23 protein-coding genes and 1 pseudogene are annotated in these 26,026 nt (G+C 59.4%); 5 read left to right on the top strand and 19 right to left on the bottom strand.

Annotated features, from left to right (window positions below; genetic code table 11):
- Nucleotides 1-7: 7 nt before the first annotated feature.
- From AB8B29_RS25665 to AB8B29_RS25715, 11 genes are all read right to left on the bottom strand, one after another.
- Entirely contained in the window at nt 8-481 is a 474-nt protein-coding gene (locus tag AB8B29_RS25665) for a membrane protein (RefSeq protein WP_037190816.1), read from the bottom strand.
- A 107-nt stretch (nt 482-588) separates the two neighbouring features.
- Nucleotides 589-1,149 (bottom strand): DUF2478 domain-containing protein, encoded by a 561-nt coding sequence (locus AB8B29_RS25670; RefSeq protein WP_112441720.1) that lies wholly within the window; start codon nt 1,147-1,149, stop codon nt 589-591.
- A gap of 123 nt (nt 1,150-1,272) precedes the next feature.
- Nucleotides 1,273-2,271, bottom strand: a complete 999-nt coding sequence (gene moaA, locus AB8B29_RS25675; RefSeq protein WP_051963173.1) for a GTP 3',8-cyclase MoaA — start codon at nt 2,269-2,271, stop codon at nt 1,273-1,275.
- Between the two features lie 5 nt (nt 2,272-2,276).
- Nucleotides 2,277-3,527 (bottom strand): molybdopterin molybdotransferase MoeA, encoded by a 1,251-nt coding sequence (locus AB8B29_RS25680; RefSeq protein ID WP_051963174.1) that lies wholly within the window; start codon nt 3,525-3,527, stop codon nt 2,277-2,279.
- Nucleotides 3,528-3,529: 2 nt separating this feature from the next.
- Nucleotides 3,530-3,814 carry a hypothetical protein gene (locus tag AB8B29_RS25685; RefSeq protein ID WP_037190818.1) on the bottom strand — a complete coding sequence of 95 codons (285 nt, stop codon included), beginning with the start codon at nt 3,812-3,814 and terminating at the stop codon, nt 3,530-3,532.
- A gap of 10 nt (nt 3,815-3,824) precedes the next feature.
- Nucleotides 3,825-4,616, bottom strand: coding sequence for a peptidylprolyl isomerase (locus AB8B29_RS25690; protein ID WP_037191880.1), 792 nt, complete (start codon nt 4,614-4,616; stop codon nt 3,825-3,827).
- 114 nt (nt 4,617-4,730) lie between these two features.
- Nucleotides 4,731-5,510, bottom strand: coding sequence for a respiratory nitrate reductase subunit gamma (gene narI / locus AB8B29_RS25695; RefSeq protein ID WP_037190821.1), 780 nt, complete (start codon nt 5,508-5,510; stop codon nt 4,731-4,733).
- Nucleotides 5,511-5,524: 14 nt separating this feature from the next.
- Complete coding sequence (gene narJ, locus AB8B29_RS25700) at nt 5,525-6,229, bottom strand: nitrate reductase molybdenum cofactor assembly chaperone (RefSeq protein ID WP_112441718.1); 705 nt, start codon at nt 6,227-6,229, stop codon at nt 5,525-5,527.
- Nucleotides 6,229-7,755 carry a nitrate reductase subunit beta gene (narH, locus tag AB8B29_RS25705; protein WP_037190825.1) on the bottom strand — a complete coding sequence of 509 codons (1,527 nt, stop codon included), beginning with the start codon at nt 7,753-7,755 and terminating at the stop codon, nt 6,229-6,231. Before narH ends, narJ begins: the two co-directional genes overlap by 1 nt.
- The gene (locus AB8B29_RS25710; protein ID WP_037190828.1) at nt 7,752-11,495 is read right to left on the bottom strand and encodes a nitrate reductase subunit alpha; all 3,744 of its coding nucleotides are present in this window, start codon (nt 11,493-11,495) and stop codon (nt 7,752-7,754) included. The genes narH and AB8B29_RS25710 overlap by 4 nt, the downstream gene beginning before the upstream one ends.
- Nucleotides 11,496-11,510: 15 nt before the next feature.
- On the bottom strand, nt 11,511-14,249 hold the full coding sequence (locus AB8B29_RS25715; protein ID WP_037190831.1) for a nitrate/nitrite transporter: 2,739 nt from the start codon (nt 14,247-14,249) through the stop codon (nt 11,511-11,513).
- 182 nt (nt 14,250-14,431) lie between these two features.
- Here AB8B29_RS25715 and AB8B29_RS25720 point away from each other — a divergent pair, with 182 nt between their 5' ends.
- Nucleotides 14,432-15,142 (top strand): helix-turn-helix domain-containing protein, encoded by a 711-nt coding sequence (locus tag AB8B29_RS25720; RefSeq protein ID WP_037190835.1) that lies wholly within the window; start codon nt 14,432-14,434, stop codon nt 15,140-15,142.
- A gap of 595 nt (nt 15,143-15,737) precedes the next feature.
- Here AB8B29_RS25720 and AB8B29_RS25725 read toward each other — a convergent pair.
- The gene (locus AB8B29_RS25725; RefSeq protein ID WP_037190840.1) at nt 15,738-16,655 is read right to left on the bottom strand and encodes a nucleotidyl transferase AbiEii/AbiGii toxin family protein; all 918 of its coding nucleotides are present in this window, start codon (nt 16,653-16,655) and stop codon (nt 15,738-15,740) included.
- The gene (locus tag AB8B29_RS25730; RefSeq protein ID WP_037190842.1) at nt 16,642-17,496 is read right to left on the bottom strand and encodes a type IV toxin-antitoxin system AbiEi family antitoxin; all 855 of its coding nucleotides are present in this window, start codon (nt 17,494-17,496) and stop codon (nt 16,642-16,644) included. Before AB8B29_RS25730 ends, AB8B29_RS25725 begins: the two co-directional genes overlap by 14 nt.
- Before the next feature lie 390 nt (nt 17,497-17,886).
- Here AB8B29_RS25730 and AB8B29_RS25735 point away from each other — a divergent pair.
- From AB8B29_RS25735 to traG, 4 genes and pseudogenes are all read left to right on the top strand, one after another.
- Nucleotides 17,887-18,248, top strand: a pseudogene (locus tag AB8B29_RS25735) (site-specific integrase); the annotation flags it as partial.
- A gap of 266 nt (nt 18,249-18,514) precedes the next feature.
- Nucleotides 18,515-18,799, top strand: a complete 285-nt coding sequence (locus AB8B29_RS25740) for a TraC family protein (protein ID WP_037190846.1) — start codon at nt 18,515-18,517, stop codon at nt 18,797-18,799.
- A complete protein-coding gene (locus tag AB8B29_RS25745; protein ID WP_051963176.1) occupies nt 18,792-19,010 on the top strand; it encodes a conjugal transfer protein TraD in 219 nt (72 codons plus the stop codon). Before AB8B29_RS25740 ends, AB8B29_RS25745 begins: the two co-directional genes overlap by 8 nt.
- Complete coding sequence (traG, locus tag AB8B29_RS25750) at nt 19,010-20,923, top strand: Ti-type conjugative transfer system protein TraG (RefSeq protein WP_037190848.1); 1,914 nt, start codon at nt 19,010-19,012, stop codon at nt 20,921-20,923. The genes AB8B29_RS25745 and traG overlap by 1 nt, the downstream gene beginning before the upstream one ends.
- Before the next feature lie 144 nt (nt 20,924-21,067).
- Here the strand turns inward: traG and virB11 are convergent, their stop codons facing one another.
- Genes virB11 through AB8B29_RS25780 form a run of 6 tightly spaced genes read right to left on the bottom strand, consistent with a single transcriptional unit; the run spans nt 21,068 to nt 26,025 of the window.
- Nucleotides 21,068-22,081: a P-type DNA transfer ATPase VirB11 gene (gene virB11 / locus AB8B29_RS25755; protein WP_037190850.1), complete on the bottom strand. Its 1,014-nt coding sequence runs from the start codon at nt 22,079-22,081 to the stop codon at nt 21,068-21,070.
- 7 nt (nt 22,082-22,088) lie between these two features.
- The gene (virB10, locus tag AB8B29_RS25760; RefSeq protein WP_439006794.1) at nt 22,089-23,261 is read right to left on the bottom strand and encodes a type IV secretion system protein VirB10; all 1,173 of its coding nucleotides are present in this window, start codon (nt 23,259-23,261) and stop codon (nt 22,089-22,091) included.
- A gap of 10 nt (nt 23,262-23,271) precedes the next feature.
- Nucleotides 23,272-24,132, bottom strand: coding sequence for a P-type conjugative transfer protein VirB9 (gene virB9, locus AB8B29_RS25765; protein WP_439006795.1), 861 nt, complete (start codon nt 24,130-24,132; stop codon nt 23,272-23,274).
- Complete coding sequence (locus AB8B29_RS25770; RefSeq protein WP_037190856.1) at nt 24,129-24,800, bottom strand: virB8 family protein; 672 nt, start codon at nt 24,798-24,800, stop codon at nt 24,129-24,131. Before AB8B29_RS25770 ends, virB9 begins: the two co-directional genes overlap by 4 nt.
- Before the next feature lie 5 nt (nt 24,801-24,805).
- Nucleotides 24,806-25,087: a hypothetical protein gene (locus tag AB8B29_RS25775; RefSeq protein ID WP_081938678.1), complete on the bottom strand. Its 282-nt coding sequence runs from the start codon at nt 25,085-25,087 to the stop codon at nt 24,806-24,808.
- Nucleotides 25,088-25,119: 32 nt separating this feature from the next.
- The gene (locus AB8B29_RS25780) at nt 25,120-26,025 is read right to left on the bottom strand and encodes a type IV secretion system protein (RefSeq protein ID WP_037190858.1); all 906 of its coding nucleotides are present in this window, start codon (nt 26,023-26,025) and stop codon (nt 25,120-25,122) included.
- Between the last annotated feature and the right edge of the window lies 1 nt (nt 26,026).

A 26,026-nucleotide genomic window follows, 5' to 3' on the forward strand; every position in this document is an offset into this window, starting at 1 on the left:
TACCACGTCAGAGGAAATTAAATCCATGAACCCCGGCGACCGCGCCGAACGCCGTGAAGGCTGCGAACAGCAGAAGGAATTGGTGAAGACGGCACATGCGGCGGATTGTGCCGGCCGGATCTCGGCGCGCGCGGTTCGCGAACCTTGTGAGCAGAAGCGGTTCGACTACGAACAGCATGAGCATGAAGGCGAGCCACAGGCCGAGCATGGATCCCATCCACCAGAAATCCGGATCGACGAAGCGATTCCAAAGGTCGAGCCGATAGGTCATCCAAAACCCTGTCGCACCGACAAGCGGAATGGAGATCCGGACCTGCTTCGAGAAACGCCGTTCTACGCTCTCGAACAGCGCCAAGGCTTCCTCAGCACTGTGACGCGACCTCGCCAACGGCAATATGATCAGCGTGACGAATGCCAGTCCGCCGATCCAATGGATCACGGCAAGGACGTGCAGCGCGCGCGCCAGTGTGATGTCGTCCATCGCTCACCCCTCGAAGATCGGTAGCAGGAGAGCAAACGGCATCACATCGTGCGTCCCAAGCGAAAGCGGGGGCGGGTAGACGAATAACATCTTTTCCAGCGGCCAATTCATGCGGCACCCACCATTTCTTGGCGCGGATCGGATCGCAGGCGTTCCGCTGCAGTGAGCGGATCGGAGCCGAGTTCGGCCAGTTCGATCACACGCGCGAACCCTCCGGAGAATTCGCGAAACGGCGTCAGATTGACCAACGGGACACCGATCAGAATAGGAACGGATAGTTCAAACGCCTTGGCGATCAGTGCTCTGAAACCGCCGCCTTCAACCTCAGCCTTTCCAAATTTGCAGAGTACCAGGAGATCGGTTTGGTCGGACAACCCGGCTTCCGCCGTTGCGCAGGCATGCAGCAGCCGATCGGTATTCAGGACGCAACCACGCGCATGAGGGCCACGGTCGTCAGATATGACATGACGCGCGCCGGTCGCGAGATCCAGCAGATACATGTCGCATTTCAGGCGGTCAGGTTTCGGCTGGCTACGCTGGATAAGACCGGCCAGTCGAATGCCGTCATCGGCCATCACCGCAGCCACTTCCCGCAGGAAGGCCTCGAACTGCACGCCGTCGGAATAGGCGATTGCAGTGATCGGATAGCTTCGACTAGCGATCTGCATGCAAGACCCCCTTGTACAATTGCGTCCGCTGACGGGCACAGGCAGCGAACGTGTCGATACGGAACAAAAAGCCTTCACGCATTGAGCCGCAGTTCGGATGACGGATTGGATTGAGCATTTGCTTCACCCGCCGAGCATCGACATGTGGCGTGCGAGCGCCGGCCGCCCGCCCCGATCAATCCGGAAGTCATGCCCACGCGGCTTCGCTTGGATTGCCTTATCGATGGTTGCGTGGAGCGCGTCGTCGGCCTCGGAGCCACGAAGCGCTTCCCTCAGGTCGGCTCGATCCTCCTGGCCGAGGCACGTGTAGAGTATTCCAGTCGCGCTCACCCGCACGCGGTTGCAGCTTTCGCAGAATGTGTGGCTCATCGGGGTGATGAAGCCGATCCTGCCACCAGTTTCTCGGATGCGGGCATAGCGAGCCGGGCCACCGGTGCGTTCCGGCGTATCGATCAAAGTCCAGCGCGTCTCGATCAGTCGCCTCAGTTCAGTCAGCGGCAGATATTGGTTGGTGCGGTCTTCGCCGATATCACCGAGCGGCATGGTCTCGATCAGCGTCAGATCCATTGCCTGACGATGAGCGAAGACAATCAGATCATGGATCTCGCTCTCAGTAATCCCTTTCAGCGCGACAGTGTTGAGCTTCACATGCAGGCCCGCTTCACGCGCGCATCGCAGCCCATCCATGACGACGCCCAGCGTGCCTCGCCGCGTTATCGCCCGAAAGCGTGCGGCATCGAGCGTGTCCAGAGAGACGTTGATGCGTCGAACGCCGGCACGCGCCAACGCTTCGGCATATTCGGCAAGGAGTGTCCCGTTCGTGGTGAGCGTCAATTCCTTGAGCGCTCCCGACGCGAGATGGCGCGACAACCCCTGCATCACGGTCAAGACACCCTTTCGCACCAAAGGTTCTCCGCCCGTAGTGCGGATCTTCGAGACCCCACGGGCGACGAAAGCCGACGCCAGCCGATCGAGTTCCTCCAGTGTGAGAAGCTCGCGGTGTGGAACGAAGGTCATCTCCTCCGCCATGCAATAAACACATCGCAAGTCGCAGCGGTCCGTCACCGAAAGACGGAGATAGCTGACCCGGCGCCCAAGACTGTCAATAAGGGAACAGGCCATGCCACCTATCCTGCGAATCGCGGTTGATCGAATGGGAGAATTTCGAGATACGTGCCGGCTTGGGCAGGCGTTGATGCGCCCGGCACGATCGCAATGGCGTCGGCGGACGTCATTGGCATCAATCTGTGCGAACCATCCGGTCCGCTGCGATGGGCGGTCAATCGGCCCTGCTTGACGTTCAGGCGAACCGGCAGGAGTTCCGTGCGATCGGGCTTGCGGGCACATGCGAAGCCTATCTCGGCCGTGATGAGGTTCGCTGGAGCCTGGCCAAGAAGCTCCCTCATCATCGGGCGCACGAAGGCGAGCGCGCCAAACGCCGCGGCTTGCGGGTTGCCAGGCAATCCGACGAAATACGCGTCCCCCATCTTGCCGAAGGCAAGCGGCTTGCCAGGCTTCATCGCCACTTTGACGATGTCGAGCCAACCGCCGGCTCGAGCGGCGGCATCGCGAACATGATCCTCGTCTCCAACCGACATGCCAGCAGTGGTGATCACAAGATCAGCCGATTTCGCCTGAGTTTCGAGCGCATGCGCGATCGCAGCCACATCGTCCCGTACGGTCAGGGACGTGATATACATATTCGGCGCTGTCAAAAGCGCGGCGAGCATAGGCCCATTGGAGTCGTAAATAGCGCCTGCTGGCAGCGGCTCGCCTACATCGCGAAGTTCGGAACCGGTCGCAACAACCGAGATCCTAAGGGGACGGGCAACCGAGACAGTCTTGACGCCGAGGGCCCCGAAAAGCGCAACTTCGGCCCAGCCGATCAAGCGGCCTGGCTCAAGGATGACGGCTCCCTGCGCTACGTCCTCGCCAAGCTTCCGGATATGGGCGCCGGGCTCGATATCGAGTCCGAACTGCACGAGATCGCCCCTGCGCGTGACGTGCTCCTGCATCACGACGGTATCGGCGCCGCTCGGCAGTGCGGCACCTGTCATGACGCGATGCGCCGTGCGTTGGGCTAGTATGCCCGGTGGGTCCCCGGCATCCGTGCGGCCAGCCAAGGGAAGGACCGACGGCACGCCTTCCCTGCCGGATAGGCAAACGGCATATCCGTCCATGGCCGCCTGATCGAATGGCGGAAGGGCGCGGGGAGCCTCGATCGTAGTCGCCAGGATACGTCCGGCAGCATAGGCCAGTGGCACTTCCTCCGACCGATTCAGCGGCTGAACGAGCGCGGCGGCAGCACGCCGCGCGGTATCGAAAGACACCATCTGTCTGCCTGGGCCGAAGCAACTATCGCGGTGGACGGTGCGCATCGTCAGACCCCCTTTATCTGCGGCAAGGCTTTTTCAAGAATTGCGCGGATGGCCGCGAGGCCCGGATCGTCCGCACGGTTCATGATGCCGATCAGCTGGGTCCAAAGATCGTCGGACGCTGTCTCCATGAAATTGCGCACGGTCGAGCCAACGATATCGGTCGGCAGCCGGCCCGATGCATCGGCGACCGCAGCCAGACGCGCCAGCAAGGCTGGCTCGTCGAAGGCTGCGAGGAGGCCCATAGCGACCTTCGGATCGTCCAGAGAAGCAATGAGATTTCCGAGCATCGCGTCCTCCTCACTGCACCAGCGGCGATGAAGAGCCGTCGATGGCAATTCCGCTGATCGCCGCCTGACCGACAAGAAGAGTCAGATATTGCACCGTCGCTTGCCGTTGGACGTGCTCGACCAGGTAGGAGGCGATGCGCTCCCGCACGGCCTCGAATGGCAGCTGGCGGCCGTCGATCCGCCGCGTCAGGCGAATGAGGTGGACGCCGTAGCGCGTCTCCACCGGCGTCGAGATGTCGCCGGGGGCAAGCGCGATGAGAGCGGCCTCAAACTCCGATGTCGTATCGCCCGGCCCGATCTGGCCGAGGCTGCCCCCGAGGGATGCTGATGGGCAATCCGAACAGTCGCGCGCCAATGTCGCGAAACGCTCTGGCGCGGTTGCTAAGGTGGCTCTCAGCGATGAGGCCCTTTCGCGGGCCGCCGCGAAGGCTTCGTCATCATCGCGGCGTGCGCCTATCAGGATGTGATCGGCCTCGTAGAGCGATGGCGTTACGAAGCGGCGAAGGTTGTTCTCGTAGAACCGGCGGAGCGTCTCCTCATCCGCCTCGGGGACACTTACTTCGCGTTCGATGAGGCCGCGCACCAGCGCGTCTTCCGCTGTCTCCCGGCGCCCGTCCTCGTCGGTCTTCTGTTCGACGCAAACATCAAGACGCCGGGCTTCCTGCAGGAGCAATTCGCGAATGACCAGAGCACGTGTCGCCGCCCTCCAGCCCTCGCCGGGATTGCGGGCCGGAAAATTCTGCACCTCGGCGGCAATCGCCTTACGCGATATCGTCACGCCATTGACGGTCACTGGGGGCATCGCCACACGCTCGCCCGATGGCCTTGTGTCAGGTGTCGCGGGCCGATGTTCGTGCGGATGTTCGGAAGATGGCTGGCGGTTGGCCGCGTGATTGATAACGAGCGTTGTCATGATTTACTCCGCAGGCTGGCGGGCGGGACTGCCTGCGGCAGGCCGCGCAGGCGTGGGGAACCGGGCTGTCGGTATTGGAGCGGGTGACCGACGCCCCGCAAAGCGCGTGCGCACAATCTGATAGCCCGGGCGCCCGAGATACCAGACCGGTGCGCTCCAGACATGGACCAGCCTCGTGAACGGGAAGACCAGGAAGATGGTCATTCCCAGAACGAGATGGGCCTTGAAGATCGGGTGCACATCGGAAACGTAGGCGGCCGCAGACGGTTGCAGGGTGGCAATCCCCTGTGCCCAATTCATGAATTTCACCATCTCGTGGCCGTCCATATGGCCGAGCGAGACGAAGATGGTGGAGAGCCCAAGCGTAAGCTGAAGCCAGAGCAGCAACAGAATGGCGATGTCGCCGAAGCTGGACGTGTTCCGGATCCGAGCATCGAACAGCCGGCGGTGGGCAAGAAGCGCAATCCCGATGAAGCAGGCAATACCGGCGAGGCCCCCCACGACGATCGCGAGCCCTTGCTTGAAACCGTGCGAGATGCCGAGCGCGTCAAAAATCCAAATTGGCGTCAGCAGGCCGACGAAATGTCCACCGAAGATCGCCAAGATACCCAGATGGAAGAGATTGGAGCCCCAGCGAAGCTGGCTCCGCCGCAGAAGCTGAGAGGATCCCGTCTTCCACGTGTATTGCTCGCGGTCGAAGCGGATGAGGCTGCCGAGAAGAAATACAGTCAGGCAGAGATACGGATACCAGCCAAAAAACGCGTAGTTGATTGCATTGGACATTGCTTTTCTCTCCGCTAGGTAGCGCTATGCCGCACGTCGCGATTGGCGGCGCGCATCTGTATTCTCAGCCGATCCACGGAACAGCCGTCGGTGGCGTTCCCTGGACCGAATGTGACGGCCGTTTCTTCCCAAGCGACATCGATGGCCGCCAGATCGTCGGGCTCGTCATCGGTTTCGATAGTGTCAGTGATCACGGCGACATCACTGACGATCGAAAGTATGGCCGTGAATACGGCGGCATAGCCTCCGCTTCGCTTGGCGAGCCTTTCCTCGAGCAACGAGAGAATATGAGCCGTCTCCTTGAGCAGGCCACGCGCCTCTTCGAGCGGGCGAACGGAGAGGAATTCCAGGAAAAGCGGAATGAAGTCGGGCAGTTCATTCGCGGCGATCAGAAGGCCGCTGCGCTGATAATGCTGGACCAGATCGACCATCGCCTGGCCTCGGTCGCGGCTCTCGCCGTGGATATGCTCGAAGAGATGCAGCGAGTGACGGCGCGTCTTGTCGAACAATTCGACGTAGCGTTCCTGGAGATGGTACAAATCCAGCGTGTCGAGATCGACAAGCAGGGGATGCAACTGCTTCACCGCTTCTTGTGATACCAACCTCTCGGCTGCGATCACCGCTTCGATTTCCGGGATCGCCATCGTGAGTTCCCTGGTCGGATAGGCCAGGAGCGCCGAGAGCGCCTTGAAGGTCCTGTTCGAAGGTTGTTCGGTCATCACGCGATCTCCATCGGGTTGGTCGGCCGCTTGGTCTGCTTCGTGCCGAAGAGGTTCGTCTCGGTGGAGCCGCCCGAGCAGCCGTTTCCGAAGGAGAAGCCGCAGGAGCCGCGCATCTCCTGCGCGTCCTCGCTCCATTCGCGATGCGCAGTCGGGATGACGAAACGATCCTCATAGTTCGCGATCGCCATCACCTTGTACATCTCGTCGATGGCAGCCCCCGTCAGGCCGACCCGCGCAGCGATCGCCTCGTCCAAGCGGCCATCGATCGTCTTGGCCCGCATGTAGCTGCGCATCGCGAGCATGCGTTCGAGCGCCAGCGCCACCGGCTCCTCTTTTCCAGCGGTCAGCAGATTGGCCAGATACTGGAGCGGGATGCGCAGGCTGCGCACATCGGGCATATCCCCGTCGACGCCCATCTTACCGGCCGCGGCTGCGGACTGGATCGGCGAGAGCGGTGGCACATACCAGACCATCGGCAGCGTGCGGTACTCTGGATGCAACGGGAAGGCGATCTTCCATTCCATCGCCATCTTCCAGACCGGCGAGAGCTTGGCGGCCTCCAGCCAGTTGTCGGGAATGCCGTCGGCACGCGCCTGGGCGATGACGGCCGGATCGTTCGGGTCGAGGAAGACGTCGAGCTGAGCCTGATAGAGATCCTTCTCATCCGGCGTGCTGGCGGCTGCTTCGATGCGATCGGCGTCATACAGGATAACGCCGAGATAGCGGATGCGCCCGACACAGGTTTCCGAACAGACCGTCGGCTGTCCCGCCTCGATACGGGGATAGCAGAAGATGCATTTCTCCGACTTTCCGGACGACCAGTTGTAATAGATCTTCTTATAGGGGCAACCGGAAACGCACATGCGCCAGCCGCGGCACTTGTCCTGGTCGATCAGGACAATGCCATCCTCTTCCCGCTTGTAGATGGCGCCTGATGGGCAAACCGCGGCGCAGGCCGGGTTAAGACAGTGCTCGCACAGCCGCGGCAGGTACATCATGAAGGTGTTTTCAAACTGTCCGTAGATATCCTTCTGGACACCTTCGAAGTTCACATCCTTCGAGCGCTTCTCGAACTCGCCACCGAGGATCTCCTCCCAGTTCGGCCCCCATTCAATCTTTTCCATGCGCTCACCGGTAATGGCTGAACGCGGGCGGGCGGTGGGGAAAGCCTTCGACTCCTTCGCCGTATGCAGATGCTCATAATCTAAGGTAAACGGCTCATAGTAGTCGTCGATCTCCGGCAGATCGGGGTTAGCGAAGATATTGGCGAGGATACGCCATTTGGCGCCCATCTTCGGTTCGATGCGGCCGTTCTTCTTGCGCCGCCAGCCGCCGTTCCATTTCTTCTGGTTTTCCCACTCCTTGGGATAGCCGACGCCAGGCTTGGTCTCGACATTGTTGAACCAAGCGTATTCGACGCCTTCCCGGTTGGTCCAAACGTTCTTGCAGGTAACGGAACAGGTGTGGCACCCGATGCATTTATCGAGGTTCAGGACCATCGCGATCTGAGCACGGATCTTCATTCTGCTACCTCCTTCGGCGCTTCAGATTCGAGCGGCCCTTCGAGCCAGTCGACGTTGGCCATCTTGCGGACGACGATGAATTCATCGCGGTTGGAGCCCACGGTTCCGTAATAGTTGAAGCCGTAGGATTGCTGGGCGTAGCCACCGATCATGTGCGTGGGCTTCAGCACCGTTCGGGTGACCGAGTTGTGGATGCCGCCGCGATTGCCCGTCATCTCCGATCCCGGCGTGTTCACGATCTTTTCCTGGGCGTGGTACATCATCATCATGCCCGGCTTGATGCGTTGGGAGACGACGGCGCGCGCGGTCAGCGCGCCGTTGATATTGAAAACTTCGACCCAGTCGTTGTCGACCAGACCAGCCGTCTTCGCGTCGGTCTCGGAGATCCACACCACCGGGCCGCCGCGGTTGAGGGTCAGCATCAGCAGATTGTCAGTGTAAGTCGAATGAATGCCCCACTTCTGGTGCGGCGTGATGAAGTTGAGGACGATTTCCTTGTGTCCATTGGGGCGGACATCCTTGATGGCGGAAATCGTCTTCAGGTCGACCGGCGGCTTCCAGGTGACGAAGCCCTCGCCGAAGGCCCTCATCCACAGGTGGTCCTGGTAGAGCTGCTGGCGGCCGGTCAGCGTGCGCCACGGGATCAACTCGTGGACGTTGGTGTACCCGGCGTTGTAGCAGACCTTCTCGCTCTCTATGCCGGACCAGGTCGGCGACGAGATGATCTTGCGCGGCTGGGCCTGGATATCGCGGAAGCGGATTTTTTCGTCTTCCTTCGGCAAGGCAAGGTGGGCGTGCTCGCGGCCGGTGATCTCCGACAAGGCTTCCCATGCCTTGATCGCGACTTCGCCGTTGGTCTCCGGCGCCAGCATGAGAATGACCTCGGCTGCGTCGATGTCGGTCTCGATCTTCGGCAGGCCCTTGGCCGCGCCATCGAGACGCATGCCGTTCAAGACGCCAAGCGCCTCCACTTCGTGTTTGGTGTTCCAGGAAATGCCCTTTCCTCCGTTGCCGACTTTCGCCATCAGCGGTCCCAATGCCGTGAACTGGGCATAGAGGTTGGGATAGTCGCGGGTGACAAGCGCCACCGACGGCATGGTTTTGCCGGGAATGGGCTCGATTTCGCCGAGTTTCCAGTCCTTCACGTCAAAGGCCTGAGCCATCTCGGCCGGGCTGTCATGCTGGATGGGGGTGAGAACAACATCCTGCTCGATGCCCAGTACCTCGGATGAAACCTCCGAGAAGGACTTGGCAAGGCCCTTGTAAATCTCCCAGTCGGACCGCGACTCCCAGGCCGGATCCACCGCGGCAGAGAGCGGGTGGATGAAGGGGTGCATGTCGGAGGTGTTGAGGTCGTTCTTCTCGTACCAGGTGGCCGTCGGCAGCACGATGTCGGAATAGACGCATGTGGTCGACATGCGAAAATCTAGAGTGACGAGTAGGTCGAGTTTCCCCTGCGGCGCGTTCTCGTGCCACACGACCTCGGTGTTGCGGACCGCCCCTTCTGTACCGAGATCCTTGCCCATCACGCCGTGGGTCGTGCCAAGCAGATGCTTGAGAAAATACTCGTGCCCCTTGCCGGATGAACCCAGCAGGTTCGAACGCCAGATGAACATGTTGCGCGGCCAGTTGGCCGGATCGTCGGGATCGTGGCAGGAGAGCTCCAGCTCGCCGGATTTCAACGCCTTGGCAACATAATCCTTCGGTTCGAGACCGGCAGCCTTGGCCTTAGTCGCGATCGTCAGCGGGTTCTGCTTGAGCTGGGGAGCGGAGGGCAGCCAGCCCATGCGCTCGGCGCGAACGTTGTAGTCGATGAAGCTCTTGTTCCAGTCGCCGTCCGGTGCGGTGGGCGACAGGATTTCGGCGGCCGTCAGCGTTTCATAGCGCCACTGGTCCGTGTGAGCGTAGAAGAACGACGTGGAATTCATGTGCCGCGGCGGACGGCTCCAATCGAGGCCGAAGGCCAGCGGTGTCCAGCCTGTCTGCGGGCGCAGTTTTTCCTGCCCCACATAATGCGACCATCCGCCGCCCGACTGACCGATAGCGCCGCAGAAGACCAAGAGATTGATGATCCCGCGGTACGTCATGTCCATGTGGTACCAGTGGTTCACGCCAGCGCCGAGGATCACCATCGATCGACCGTTGGTCTTCTCGGCGTTGGTAGCGAATTCACGGGCGACCGTGATGATCGCATCGCGCTTTACGCCCGTAATGCGCTCCGCCCAAGCGGGCGTGAACGGCACATCCTCATCATAGCTCTTGGCCGCGTGATCGCCGCCAAAACCACGGTCGAGACCATAATTGGCCATCATCAGATCATGCACAGTGGCAACCGCCACCTCCGCGCCGTCGCTCAGCTTAATCCGGCGGACTGGCAGGTTCCGGGTGAGGATCTCTCCGTGGTCTGTCGAGACGAAATGCTCGGTGGCACGACCGCCGAAGTAAGGAAAATCAATGGCCACGATCTCGGCGCCTTCACCCGCGAGCGTCAGCTTGAGGCGAAGCTCATGGCCTTCGCCATCTTTCTCCTCGAGATTCCATTTGGCGGTTTCACCCCAGCGATAGCCAATCGAGCCGCGCGGCGCGACAAGAGCGTCGGTGCCCTCGTCGATCGCAACCGTCTTCCACTCCGGATTGTTGGTCTCCCCCAAGCCACCAGCGATCTCGGAAGCCCGCAGAAGCCGTTCGGGAACGAGTCGGCCATCCCGCTCGGTCAGGCGGACCAGGAAAGGCAGGTCCGTATATTTGCGAGCGTAGTCGTCGAAATAGGGAACCATCCGATCGAGGTAATATTCGCGAAGGATGACGTGGCCCATGGCGAGGGCTAGCGCGGCATCCGTTCCCTGTTTCGGATTGAGCCAGATATCGGCGAATTTGGTCGCCTCGGCATAATCCGGGCTGACGACTGCGCTCTTGGTGCCCTTATAGCGGACCTCGGTATAGAAATGCGCGTCGGGTGTCCGCGTCTGCGGCACATTGGATCCCCAGACGATGATGAAGCCGGCATTGTACCAGTCCGCGCTTTCGGGAACATCTGTCTGCTCGCCCCAGGTCTGGGGGCTGGCCGGCGGCAGGTCGCAATACCAATCGTAGAACGACATGCACACGCCGCCCATCAGCGACAGGTAGCGTGCGCCCGCCGCGTAGGAAACCATCGACATGGCCGGGATTGGCGAGAAGCCGATGACGCGGTCGGGGCCATGGGCCTTCACCGTGTGGGCGTTGGCGGCCGCGATAAGTTCGTTCACCTCGTCCCAGGTGGCGCGCACGAAACCGCCATGGCCGCGGATCTTGACATAGGACTGGCGCTTGTCCGCGTCCGCGACGATCGAAGCCCAGGCCGCGACGGGCGGCATGGTGGCGCGCGCGGAGCGCCACAGCTTCAGCAGCCGCCCGCGGATCATCGGGTATTTCACCCGCGCGCCAGAATAGAGATACCAGCTATAGGAGGCGCCGCGTGCGCAGCCGCGAGGCTCGTGGTTGGGCAGATCCGGCCGAGTGCGCGGATAGTCGGTCTGCTGCGTCTCCCAGGTGACGATGCCGCCCTTGACATAGATTTTCCAAGAACAAGAACCGGTGCAGTTCACGCCATGCGTGGAGCGCACAATTTTGTCGTGCTGCCAACGCTTGCGGTATGCGTCCTCCCAGGAACGATCCTCATTGGTCACGATGCCGTGGCCATCGGAGAAATCGTCTACGGTCTTACGGAAGAAGGTGAGCCGGTCGAGAAAATGCGACATTGCTTTTGCCCCTGATTATTCGGCTGCGGCCGGACGGATGGACGCACCCTTTTTGGCGCGTTCGATATCGTGGAGAAGGCCGCCCTTGCGGGTGTAGACGGCCCAGGTGATCGCTAGACAGCTCACGTAGAAGAGCAGAAAGCCCCAAAGAGCAGCTTCCGGCCCTCCCGTGAGGGCGATCGAGGTGCCGTAGCCCTTGGGGATGAAGAAGGCGCCGAAGGCGGCAATCGCCGAGGTGAAGCCGGTGATGGCGGCGGATTCCTTTTCCGCTTGCCGGCGGCGCGTCTCCGTATCGGCCTTGGGCATCAAGCGGCCCATCTCCTTCGCCATGATCACCGGGATCATCTGGAAGGTGGAAGCGTTGCCAACGCCCGTCGCGAAGAACAGCACGAGGAACGCCACGAAGAAGCCATAGAATGCGCCAGGCTGATCCTTGATGCCGATGAACCATAGGACCCCCGCGACACCCGCCATCATCAAGACGAAGGCCCAAAAGGTGACGCGCGCGCCGCCGTATTTGTCGGCAAGCCAACCCGTTCCCGAGCGCGACAGGGCGCCGACGAGTGGGCCGAGGAAGGCGAACTGCAGCGCATTCACCTCGGGGAACAGCATCTTGGATAGCAACGGGAAGCCGGCAGAGTAGCCGATGAACGACCCGAATGTGCCGGTGTAGAGCCAGCACATGATCCAGTTGTGCCGGCGCTGGAAGATGACGGCCTGTTCGGCGAACGACGCCTTGGCCGAAGCGATGTCGTTCATGCCGAACCATGTCGAGAAGGCGGAGATTGCGATGAACGGCACGAAAACAAAGCCGGCATTCTGCAGCCAGAGTGGCGTAGTTCCCGTGCCCCCCTTGACCATGGCCGGATCGCCGCCGAGCCAGCCGAATATTCCCGCGGTGATCGCGAGCGGCACCACGAACTGGACGACGCTGACGCCAAGGTTCCCAAGCCCAGCGTTGAGCGCGAGCGCATTGCCCTTTTCCGCCTTCGGGAAGAAAAAGGAGATATTGGCCATAGAGGAAGCGAAGTTGCCGCCGCCGAAGCCGCAGAGCAGCGCCAGGATGAGCAATACGATGTAGGGAGTATCCGGGTTCTGCACGGCATAGCCGATACCGACCGCCGGAACGATCAGCGACCACGTCGTAAGGGTGGTCCAAAGCCGGCCGCCGAAAATTGGTACCATGAAGGAATAGAAGATGCGGAGCGTCGCGCCCGAAATGCCGGGCAATGCGGCGAGCCAAAAGAGCTGGTCGGTCGTAAAGGTGAAACCGACGAGCGGGAGTTTGGCGACGACGACGGACCACACCTGCCAGATGGCGAAGGACAGCAGCAGTGCCGGGATCGAAAACCAAAGGTTGCGCCGGGCGATGCTGCGTCCCTTCTCTTCCCAGAAGATGGGGTCCTCCGGGCGCCAATCCATTAGCGCGCCGCCATTCTGCGGCACGACCACGGGCTTGGGCATGCCCTGCATCTCGGGGAAGGACGGAAGTGTGGCGAGCGCCTTGCCGACCGTTCCACGTTCCATCTGACGGATGGCAACGTGCATCCAAAGGAGCGCACCGGAGACCAGCACGAAGAGCGCCATGAAGCAGCTCGTCCATAAACCGGTAAGGTCGAGCAAGACGCCGAACAGGATGGGCAGCAAGAAGCCGCCGAGGCCACCGATCATCCCGACGAGGCCGCCGACCGAACCAACATGTTCGGGATAATAGACCGGGATGTGCTTGTAGACGGCAGCCTTGCCGAGCGCCATGAAAAAGCCGAGCACGAAGATGGTAATGATGAAACCGACAAGGCTCATCTCAAGATGGAAGGCAGTCGTACCCTTGAGGCCGTGGACCACGTAGTCGGTCGGCGGATAAGACAGGATGAAAGTTGCCACGACCGAGACCAGGAAAGTCCAGTAGAGCACACGCCGTGCGCCAAAGCTGTCCGAGAGGTGCCCGCCATAAGCACGAAAGAGACTCGCCGGCACCGAGAAGAAGGCCGCGATCATACCGGCTGTCTTGATGTCGAGGCCGTAGACGTTGATGAGATATTGCGGCAGCCACAGCGCGAGCGCGACGAACGCACCGAAGACGAAGAAATAGTAGAGCGCAAAGCGCCAGATCTGCACGTTCTTCAGTGGTTCGAGTTCGAGCCAGGCGCTCTTCGGCTTGATCCCGGACCGCCTACGTTCAACGATGACGGGGTCGTCGCTTGTTGTGAACCAGAAGGCGACGGCCGTAAGGACGAGGCCTGCCGCCCAGACCTGCGCCACGACCTGCCACCCGAAGGCGACGAGCACGAAAGGTGCAAGGAATTTGGTAATCGCCGCGCCGACATTACCGGCGCCGAAGATGCCGAGCGCCGTTCCCTGTCTTTCTGCCGGAAACCAGCGAGAAACATAGGCGACGCCAACCGCGAAGGAGCCACCGGCGATGCCGACGCCGAGTGCGGCTAACAGCATCTGGGGGTAGGTATGGGCGTAGGACAGCAGAAATGTAGCGACGGCGGCGGCCAGCATGTTCGCCGTGAAGACGGCCCGGCCGCCATAAAGATCCGTCCAGATGCCCAGCACGACCCTTATCAGGGAGCCAGTGAGTATCGGCGTGCCGACAAGCAAGCCGAACTGCGTTTCGCTGAGGCCAAGTTCCTGACGGATGCGAATGCCGATGATGGAGAAGATGGTCCAGACCGCAAAGCAGACCGTGAACGCTGCTGTGCTCGCGCCCAAGATTTGACTGGACTTCGGATACGCGGTCGTTTGCATCGCAGACGGTCCCTTTCGATAGTTGGCTCCAAGGAACGGAATTCGTCTCCGTTCGAAGCTAAGCTGCCGAAGTCGCCGTCTTGCGACATTGATCTAGGTCAAGGAATGGTGTGACAATTATCACAGATGATGAGGCAGCGATTGAGGAGCTCAATCGGGGAGACAATCGGTTGGACGTAATAATGGAAAAGGAAATTATACCGGAAGCGTTGCCGCTGTTTCGAACGCTATCCGAGGCAAAGCGGGCCGACTTACTGCGAAATGCCGTCGTCCATGGCGTTTCTGCAGGCACCATCTTGTTCGAACAGGGCGAGGTTCCAAACTTCCAACTGGTTGTGCTCTCGGGATCGGTCCAATTGTTTGGGCGATCCGCCGAAGGCCGCGAGGTGTTGATCGAGGCCGTCCACGCCCCGGACCTTATAATTCCGGCTGCTGTCGTGACAGGTGCGCCTTATCTTATGCAGGCTCGCGTGCCGGAACCGTCGCGATTCCTGCTTATCCATGCGGCAACCTTTCGCGCAGCAGTCGAGGTTGACCCTTTGCTGGCGCAGGCAGTGATTGGAAGCCTCGCGCAGCAGTTCCGACGCATGGTTCGGCAGGTGAAGAACCTAAAGCTCAGGTCCTCGACGCAGCGGGTGGGATGTTACATCCTTTCCTTGTCTCAACGGCAAGGCACGCCAAGCCAGGCCGTGTTCCCGTATGAGAAAAATCTCATTGCGTCAGAACTCGGCATAACCCGGGAATCGTTTTCGCGAGCGCTGTCGCGCTTGGAGAAGTCGGGTATCAAGGTCAAGGGCCAGACTATCGCAATTCTCGATGCTGCTCGGCTTGCGGTCGAATGCTCGCCCGATCCGCTGATCGACGGAACGGATAACGATGACATCGAGCCCTGATTCGCCTCACTGGGGCAAGCCATCCCACACCACTATCTGAAGTTGAGAATTTGGCACTAGAAGCCGAACATTAATCTTATCAGTACCCGGCGGCGGCAATCGCCGGCTGGTGTGCAAATGTGAGTATCGTATCGCAGAGATGCGTGGTTCCGGGGCTCGCAAAACCCAATTCTTGCGATTGGTCGAACAGGCAGTACTCGGGCTTGCTGCCTAATGAATCTACCGGCAGCTCATTTTCAAAGAGAATGCGCTCGCGGATGCCAATCTTAGAAAGCCGTGGCCAAGGCTCCAAATCAAGCGGTCGCGTCCGCCTCCCCTCGAGCATTCCTGCGCAGGGCGTCGGCAGACACGCCAAAGGTCCGGATGAACGCGCGGCGCATATCTGTGCAGCGTAAATCCAACTCAGGTCCTGCATTGCGTGCCTGTTCGAGCTGCGTCTGCAATGTTTTCCGGCTGGAAAACATTGCAGACAATCCCTTACGAGCAAGGCGAGCGCGAAACCCCGGTTCGCTTTATCTTGCCGTACTTCCCCTTCCCGGTTGACGCTCCCCATATCGCTGCTTTCCGGTGTTCAGAGCTGAGGGGGCGGGTATTTCTATACGCGCCGTTCAAGGGAAGATCGCAGCAATTCGACCAGAACGGAACGCTGTTCGGGCTTGAGCTTGTCGAGATTGCGCTGCCGCCAGCGGATGGCGGGAAGCTCTGCGACATGACCTATCTTGAGCAAGGGCCAGTCCGGTTCGCCGCGCTCAAAGCCGATCAGAAATTCACGGTGATGATCCGGCATGCCGCCGATTAGCACCTCGATCATTTCATGCTGCGTTTCTATCAACTCTTCGATGGCAACAACCTCCTCGGTCATGCCCTCGAAGCCGTTCTGGTATTCGTTCGCAAGGTCTTTGACGCGGCCTGATAGCACTTCGCCCATGGGGCGGTTGTGACTGAGCAGATACACGATGAAAGTTTCACGCAGGTCATCGCTCAGCCCTTCATTGGTGAGCAGGCCGCGCACGTCAAAGAGGTCGCGCGGGTGCTGACGGTCGAGGGCGGCAACCAGCTTGCCAGCGAAAAGGTCTTCGAAGGATAGGACGCTGGTTTCGGCAAAGCCGAAGACCTCTTCAACGGCCTCGGTGACGGGAATCGTGGAAGGTTCGTGAACCACACCGCGCAACACGGGCGAAACTTCGATCTTCACCTGTGTTCCCTCGGCCATCACAAGAAGGCGCAGGATCGCTCCATCATGGACGTTTTCGGTAACGCGCGCGCCGGGCAGTTCCGCCAAAGCTGCCGCCTTGATGCGCTTCATGGCGGCGTCGATGTCCGCCAGAGCCTCCGGCCTTTCATTCACTGGCAGATACATCAGATCGATATCGACGGAGAGGCGCGGCAGGTTGCGCACAAAGAGGTTGATCGCCGTTCCGCCCTTGAGCGCAAAACAGGCTTCTCGCGCCACGGTGGGAATAAGGCGCATGAGGAGCCTGACCTGGGCCTGATACTGATCACGAAACGGCATTGAGGTCCTCCGGCACGGTTATGAGATAGGCCGGATCGAGCTTGCCGCCGGGCACAAGCATGCGTTTGCCCTTGCCGAGATCGATGGCGGTTTTATCCAGACGCTTGAGCCATGCATGGCCATGCCGATCCGCGAAATAGAAGAACAGGCGCTTGACCTTCACACTGCCGCAATCCACCAGCAGTTTTTGCAGCCGTTTCGGGCTGAAATTTGCTGCGCTCTGCATGATCATGTCGGCTTGATGGAAACTCTCATGGCGCGGCAATTCATCAAGCATTTCGAGATAGGCGCGCTCGGGCTGCGAAAGCGTCAAAGGCCAATCCCACTGCCCCCAGGCAAACGAGGTCAGGCTGCTGCCCTGAAAGCGGGTGAGATCACGGCCTGTTCCGTCCGCGATATCCCAGGCAAGACTGCCGAGCTCCTTTGTTACGGGATCATTCCGGAAGAGGGTCGCGCTGTTGTGATAGACAAAGCGCTGGGGAAGGTTCAGCTTGTTCAGCCATGCGGGCGGCTTGCCCGGCCCGTAGAGGTGAACAGTCTTGGTCTCATGCGAAAGATAATGCGCAAAGCCCTGTAGCTCCAATGCCGTGCGCCCACCGACATAGAACGGTGTTCGCAAGAGCAGGGTCTGAAGAGAGATAACAACTTGCTGCCAGCTCAGCCTGCCACGCGGCCTTTTATAGACGCTGCGCACCGGCTGTTCCAGCCAGCCGGCCTTGACGTAGTAAGCACGCAAATTACTGGCGATACCGCGCTCTTCCAGCCAAGCGGCATCCACGACCAGCCCCTCCGGGAGATCTTTCTCAAGTCGGTTTAACAGTGATGCAGATTGCATAGCCATACTGAGTATATTACACGATTCTCAAACCATTTCAAGTTTTCCAACATCTCAATATACTCAATAACATTGAGTATATCCGATAATATGCAAACCTCTTATATCCAGCGCCCGCCTCTGGCGGCGCGATTTTTCTCGCCAGAACAAGGGGAACCGCCGCTTACGCGGCGGCTCCTTCCTTGGATTTGGCAACGCTTTGCAGACCACGCGCATGGGCGGGGGGGCTGAAGATTGCACGCTTGTCTTCCTTCACCACTTTGAGTTATCCGCATTGGACTAACCCGCTCCGCTACGCCGGAGCGGCAAGTAGGTCAGATATGCAGTAGGAGCCCCAACTGCGAAAGGATGGGACGGCTGTTTTCCAGCCCATTCCATCGCACAGAGGAGCTCATCATGACCCCACTTCGCCAGCGCATGAGCGAAGACATGCAGGTGCGCAATCTTTCGCTCAATACCCAGCTCTCGTATCTGCAACAGGTGTCGCTGTTCCCCGACACTTCGGCAAGTCGCCAGACTTGCTCGGCCGCGAGGATATTCGAACCTATCAGGTCTATCTCGCCAACGAGAAGAAGCTGATGCCCGGCTCGATCCACATCGCCATTTCGGCGTTGCGATTTTTCTTCAACGTCACGCTCGAGAGGGACTGGGGCCTGGGGCCTGGGGAAGTATTGCCACTTCCCAAGAAGCCCCAGAAGCTGCCCACGGCAAGCCCGGAAGATACGCTGTCTCAGATTGCGAACGCGCCGATTGACCTGCCACCAGTTGATGGCATTCCAGTCGGTCTGTCCCTTGGTTCCGTTTGCAGAAGATTTCCGCACCTAACTTCTCCCTCGGTTAACAATCATCAAATTGTCGTCGGGCGGTTCACCAGACCCACGTCAGCAGCCTTTCGGCTTGGGCACCGCCCTATCTGGCGGGTTATGGATTTTTGAGCCTGAATCAACATAACCATTTAACTATATTATTTATTATAGTATAATCGATGTCATTGGTGCCCGCGCAACACCGGAGAATGCTTCCAATGCCGGCAAAATCAGCTATTTCAGATATTGACGCACAGATCGAGAAACTCAGAGACCGCAAAAAACTTCTAATAGTAAAATCGGCGGAGCGCTTTGCCAGGGCTGCAACAAAGTCCGGCCTAGCCGAGTTGGATATCTCGGATGAAGAACTCGATGCGATCTTCGACGATATCTCCCGACGATTTCAGCCAGAGGTCAAGAACCTCACCCAGCTATCCCCTCAAACACCTCGATCGCCAGCTCCTGCGGCTGAAGCCGTGGCCGAGACTCCCCAAAATGGCTAGGAGCGCGCATGGCGAAAGCACGAAGTTCAGACTCGGCGCAATCGTCGTCAGGGCCGGATTGGCGAACGCAGACCGCGCCGTTCTCTCTGGCGACTTCTTGCCGATGGCAAACATCCTTGTAAGCTCGACCGAGCAGCAGTGGCTGACGCGGATCGGCACTGAGGCTTTTGCAGCCCAACTGAGCTCGACGCCCAATAGGGAAATCGGATAATGGCGCTCAGTACCAGGCTGCATTCGAGCATGCTGTTGGCCCTTGTTCCGATTGTCGCCACGGCGCTCTCCGCTGCAATCGTCTCGTCGCAATGGCAATTGTGGGCCGGCGGCATGCCTATAAAGGGCGCTTACTGGTTCCTTCGTGCCGCACCCGTGCCCGTACTTCTCATTGGCCCAGCCACGGGATTGCTGATCGTTCTGGCCCTGCCGCAGCATCGCCGCAAGCCGATAGCGATCGCAGGCCTGGGCTGCTTTTTGACTGTCGCCGGATACTACTGCGCCCGCGAATATTCCCGCCTCGTGCCGCTAGTCGGTCGGCAAATCATCACATGGGATGGAGCGCTATCGTACCTCGATGCCTTCGCTGTGGTGGGCATCATCGTCGGCTTCGGCCTTGTCGCCACTTCGGCACGAGTATCGGTCGTCGTTTCCGATCCGATCAAGCGAGCAAGGCGTGGCGTCTTCGGCGATGCCGACTGGCTGCCCATGGCGGCGGCCGCGAAACTCTTTCCCGCGGATGGAGAGATCGTTGTCGGAGAGCGCTACCGCGTCGACCGTGAACTCGTTCGCGATCTTTCCTTCGATCCAAACAAACTCCCGACCTGGGGACGGGGCGGGAAAGCGCCGCTTCTGACCTACCGTCAGGATTTTGATTCAACCCACATGCTGTTCTTTGCCGGTTCAGGCGGCTTTAAGACAACGAGCAACGTCATACCGACCGCGCTACGCTATCGGGGACCGCTCATCTGCCTCGATCCGTCGACAGAGGTTGCGCCGATGGTGCTTGACCACCGTATGCAGGCTCTTGGCCGCGAAGTCATGGTGCTCGACCCGACCAATCCGGTGATGGGCTTCAACGTACTTGACGGCATTGAGACGTCGCAGCGCAAGGAGGAGGATATTGTCGGTATCGCTCAGATGCTGCTGTCTGACAGTCTGCGCATCGAATCTTCCACCAACGCCTATTTCCAGAACCAGGCCCACAATCTTCTGACAGGTCTGCTCGCCCACGTCATGTTCTCTCCCGATTATGCCGGCCGCCGCACCCTGCGTAGCTTGCGCCTTATCGTCTCCGAGCCTGAGCCATCCGTCCTTTCGATGCTACGAGACATCCAGGAAAACTCTGGATCCGCCTTCATCCGCGAAACCCTTGGCGTGTTTACCAATATGACCGAGCAGACCTTTTCCGGCGTCTATTCGACCGCCTCCAAGGACACGCAGTGGCTTTCGCTGGACAATTACGCAAGCCTCGTCTGCGGCAATGCCTTCAAATCGCGTGACATCGCCAAAGGATCTAAGGATGTATTTCTCAACATCCCCGCCTCAATCCTGCGCTCCTATCCGGGGATTGGCCGGGTTATTATCGGGTCACTACTGAATGCCATGATCCAGGCCGACGGTGACTTCCAGCGCCGGGCCCTATTCATGCTTGATGAGGTTGATCTGCTGGGATACATGCGCGCGCTCGAAGAGGCACGCGACCGTGGCCGTAAATACGGGATCACCTTGATGCTGATGTATCAATCGGTCGGCCAGCTCGAGCGTCATTTCGGGAAAGATGGCGCAACGTCCTGGATCGACGGATGCGCATTCGCGTCCTACGCGGCGATTAAGGCGCTGGAAACCGCTCGAAGCGTATCGGCTCAATGTGGAGAAATGACCGTCGAGGTGCGCAGTCGTTCACGCAACCTCGGTTGGGGTAATGCGAATGGCGGAACGCGCCAATCAGAAAACGTCAACCTCCATCGCCGGCCGCTGATCCTGCCGCACGAAATCACCCAGTCCATGCGCAAGGATGAGCAGATTATCATCGTGCAAGGTCACAGCCCAATCCGTTGCGGTCGGGCGATTTATTTTCGGCGTAAAGAGATGAAGCTGGCTGTCAAAGCCAATCGTTTCTGGAGAAGTTGAGGCTCACGTCCCGCAACAGCTCCGATCTTCCGACAAACTAAAGCGGTTCCGCTCCCTCGTCGACGGTTTCCAACAGGCGCGAGGAAGCCAATGCTCGTGACAGCACGTGGGGTCGCGATCCAGAACGAGGACCTGTCGCGTCGATCATCTCGCTGATTTCGATCTCACAGACGGTTCAAAATATATCTCTGTGACGAGAAATCGGCCATCGGATCTCTTACACTGTATGATGACATCGATGGCGGCCCTTAGCAGCGCACGAATATCATCGCGAGCAAGATCACGGCCACCTTCGGATTCCTTCACCAGCAGCGTCAATTGTTCGAATGCCAGCTGCGCGGAATCCGCGTGTACAGTTGTGATCGACCCAGGGTGCCCCGAATTCACGTTGCGTATATAGTAGAAGGCCGCGCCGTCGCGCAGTTCCTGCAGAAGAATACGATCAGGACGCATCCTGAGGCAGGATTCGAGAAGATCCTTCACGCCGATCTTCGCCAGCCCCTGCTCTCCTTTCGAATAGAAAAGCCTGACGTGATTGGGCTGCGAGATGACCAGTTCCGGCGTATCTTCAATCGAGATAATCCGCTCTTGCTCCGGAATGTGCCGGATCAATGCCTTTGACAGGGTGGTCTTGCCCGACCCGGTCGCGCCCGAGATAATGATATTCTTGCGCGCGAGCACGGCCTTTTGCAGAAATGTCGCGTAATTGGCCGCCTCATAAAGATCGATCAGTTTCTTATCCCACGATGCGACGCCGGTGCTCACGGCGGTGGCTTCAGAAAACAACCCAGCACCTTCGAGATCGTCCAATGTCAGCGTCACCGCCGACGGCTTTCTGATCGTGATACTGACCGTGCCTTTGGTCGTTGCCGGTGGTACGACGATCTGGATCCGCTCTTCATCCGGCAAGGTAGCCGATAAGATCGGCCGGGACTCGTCGATCGCCTGGTTCGAATAGCTCGCGACGGCACGCGCTAGACGCATGAGCTTGTCGAAGCCAAGCTTCGGGAGCTCGTGAGACTGCCATCCCTCTGGCCCCTCCGTCAGCACCTCTTCTGGTCGGTTGATGACGATCTCATAAAGTGATGCGTCTTTTAGGAAGCGCGATAGTGGCGAAAGCAGCTCACGGACGACGCCTGCGTCGGAAGCTTCGGTCATCCTCGTCCTACTTCGTCACTAACGTCGTTCGAGATCTGAAATCCCCCGATGCCGCCCGATCAAGAACCTTGTTGCGCGGCTCGATGACGTGCAGGCTATAGACACCGGAGAAATCAAGGTCACGGGCAACAAAGATCGATACAAGCTCGCCCTGATGCTTCGTCAGCGTCGGCGGGATATTGATCGATTGTTCGACGGCGATCGCCGCAGCCTGCTGGCCCGCTGACGTGGTATTCTGCGCCTGGACATCGCTGTCCTGCAGCCGGGTGCCAGCATAAGTGGTGGCATCGCCGACGATCGAAAGCAGTATGGCACTTCCAAACCGCTCCCACCAATGCGTGTTGACATAACCGTCCATACCTGCTCGCCCGAGCGAATCGGTTGCGGGTGACGCAAGCGTGATGATGATGCCCTTCGGCGTCTTTGCCCTGTTCCAAAGCACGAACAAGCGCTTCTGGCCGCGGGTCAAGCCACCACGAAATTCTCCAACGACCTGTGTTCCCTTTTCCATGAGCACCACCCGGCTGTTGTCGGAGAGCACGTCGCGACTAATCACGCAACTGGCGAACCCCGGCTGGTCGGATGCAAGGGCCGTCTCAAGCACGCAAGGTATAGAGGTGCCCATGGCGACGATGAAATCGCGGTTGCCTAGCGTGCCGGCACGCGATCCTTCCAGGCGCGTCGGTGTTAACATCCTATTGAAGCGCTGATCTACGTTTTCACCCTGTCCGTTGAGCGCCGCGGAAATTCCCGGGAGGGGAAGGTAATTGGAGCTAGTATCTGAGGAAACGGCGCCATCGCCGTGCTGTGGCGGCGAAGTCTGCTGCCCATTATAGGCCATCACGGGCGCACGACGGGCAGACTCCAACAACGGATCTTCTGTCACGACGGCTTGCTCTCTCGCCAAAGGCGTTGGCAACTGCGCTTCCGGAAGAGTGATTGTAGTCTTCGGTTCCTCCTTGGCTGGCTCGAAGTCCGTATTCTGGCGGATGACGACACGCTCGGGTTGACCGGCATCTGGCTTTTGCTGATCGCGCATCGACCAGAGCGAAAATCCTATGAAAGCAACCATCGCCAAGACCACGGCGCCGCGCTTCAGAACCGGATTACTATTGGCCCGCCCGCTGACAGCGGTCTCGGCACGTTCTCCGGGAATAGGTTCCTCCATCTCATCAGACATTCCCGTCTCCCTATTGCTGCGCGGCTGGTGCCTGCGATTTCACAACGCGTTCCACTGAAGGAGACGTGGTATTGGTATCGGGATTGATGCCTGCTGGATCGTAGGCTTCGTTGAAAACGCAAAGCACATCGCCTCCCCTTCTGAGGATGAACTTGCGGCTGATCGCGTGAACGAGCACAAGCTCCCCATCGACCGACTTCGGTACCAGGCTTTCGGTGCCGTCTGAGTTTTCCATATAGATTGCCGGCATTTCCTGATTAGCGCTGAAGGCAAAGGTCGTGATCTTGCCGTTATCATAGACCGCCTGTGGTTCGAGGGCTGTCGATCCTTGTGCCGCATATCGCCAGTTGCGTGGTCCATGTTGCTCGTGCAGTGCCAATACTTGGTCTGCTTGCCCTGCTTGAGCCGCCTGCGCGTGCGCGGCGGCGTCTTGGCGCCGACGCTCAGCCTCGTCGGCCGGATAGCGATATTTGACGTAGAAGTAAGTATCCTGACCGGCAGCAACCGGTCCATCTCGGACCGTCAGCTCCATCTGATAGCTGCGAGTCGAGCCATCCCGGCGCGTGGTTATCACCGAAATGTTGGTGACCGGCTGGTTTTCCCGTGGCTTTAGGAAGAGAATATTGCCGGCCGGTGCCACTTCCCAGGCAACGGTATTTCCAAGCGCCACATGAGCGATCTCTTCATCGGCCGCAAACTCGATCTGGACCGACGAACGCAGCGAACCTACGACCCTAGTGATATTGTAGGGTTGATAGTCAACAAAGCGGATACGACCGTCTTGCGGAGCGCCGCGCGGCGTCTCTAGCGCAAGGGCGGGCGAAGACCAGCCTGCTACCGCGAGCAGAACAATCAAATAGCGACGTTTCAATTGATGGCCTCCGGGTCGGACCGATAATCGCTGACGACAAAGCCGAGCGGGTTCACCAACCGATCGGTCGAGGACATCGGCGCATTTACATAGGAAAAGGTGAGCGTCGCCACCCAATGGGTCGTATGCGCCTCGTCACCGCGAGTGATCGTACGCATGTAGCGAACCGACGCGACGTTGCCGCTGATCAGCGAGATCGAGGCGATATTGACCCGTGACGAGGCACTGCGGCTGTAAATGTTCTGGGGCGAATCCGGATTGCTGCCACGATACAGAGCAGTGAAGCGGGTCTGCTCCGATGCCGTCGACAGTAGTGAGACCGTGCGAAAATTCTCTTCCGCCTCGCTCCAGACGTAGCCTTCGCGAGCACGCACATAGCGCGCCGCGAAATATTTCGTCACCGCTTCATCGTAAGTGCCGGCGGTTGAGGTAAGCGCGGAAGCGACATCCACAATACCGGTCGAATTGTCGACCCTGACCACGAAAGGCTCGACGGTCTTCAGCGGTGTGAGGCCGGCAAGCGCAACTATCGATACTGCGGCAAGAGCGCCGGCCGCAATCGCGATGAACCAGGCGATACGGGCCGAGCGTTCCAACTGAATCATGCGATCCTGATCGAAGCGCCGCGCCTTTTCGAAATAGCTCTTGAGATTATCCGTCGTGACCATCGCCATTACTCCACGCACGGTCGATAGGAGTTCGCGACATCGAAATGCGCAAAGGCGGTGGGAACGCCGTCCGGTTTTTCCTCGATATATCCATGCGGCGTGCCGGCGGATTGCCTTGACGGACGGTCCAGGGATTGCGGTATAGGTCGACGATCATCGTCCCACTGCCACATGGCTCGATTGAGCGGTCGACGCGAGTGACCATCGCATTTGGGCAGGGGATAGGAGAGTGACGCGCAACTGCCAAGTGCCGACGCGACGAATAAGACCACAAATATTCGCATCATCCTGAAGAAGCCATTTTGTCGTTGCTTGAAATTCACCACCAGCCAGCCCCTTTTGATCGCAGGCCACGGGCGACGGCACGCGCCCCCCGGGCAAGCGTGCCTTCATGCGCATCGCGCGCCGCGCCATAGCCGTAGGTGAGCGAGGCGCCGCCTGCGGCAAGGGCCGAGGCTATTCCTGGCAACTGATAAAAGACGTAGACGGCAGCGAGGCAAATCGCGCCGAGCGCGACGGGCCTCATGAGTACGTCGCTGTAACCTTCGATCATTGTGAAGGTGGAATCGATACAGGTAATCAGCAACGATCCGACCGCAACAACCAGTACCTGCAGAACCACGAAATTGGTCAGCTGTCCGATCCATGCCTCGGTAAAGCGCCGCGTCGAGGGGAACATAGCGAGCGCCACAAAAATCGGTCCGATGGCGAGCACGATCGCCAGCGCGAGCCGTGCATAGAGCGAGACGATATAACCGATCGCGGCGACCACGAAGCTTGCCAAAATGACCAGCATACCGCCGATACCAGTGACGATGTCGATGCCCCATGAGGCGTGCGACCAGATTTCCCTCGCGCACTTCTGACCCTTGTCCAGAAGGCTATCGAAGGTCGAGGCACTTGGAACGGTTCCGGAGTTCAACGCCTGCGAGATCTCCTTTGGCAAGCTATCGAAGAAGATCTTGCTGACATAGGTTTGATACTCGCTGGCGTTTCTGACCAGCATCAGGATGATGGCGAGCTTCATCGCCCGAAAGGCAAAATCCAAAATCGGCTCGTGCACGGACCCACGCAGGATCAGAAAGCCATAGAGAATGACATAAAGTGTCAAAGCCGCCGTTAGTGGGCCGGCGACCCAGCTGGCAATATTTGATGTGCCCGAGGAAATGAAGCTCTCCAGCGGCGCCTTGAACTGCCCATCGACAAAAGCAAAGACCTGATACATG

This window comes from Rhizobium sp. 11_C7_N12_5 (assembly GCF_051811145.1).
Classification (GTDB): domain Bacteria; phylum Pseudomonadota; class Alphaproteobacteria; order Rhizobiales; family Rhizobiaceae; genus Rhizobium; species Rhizobium lusitanum.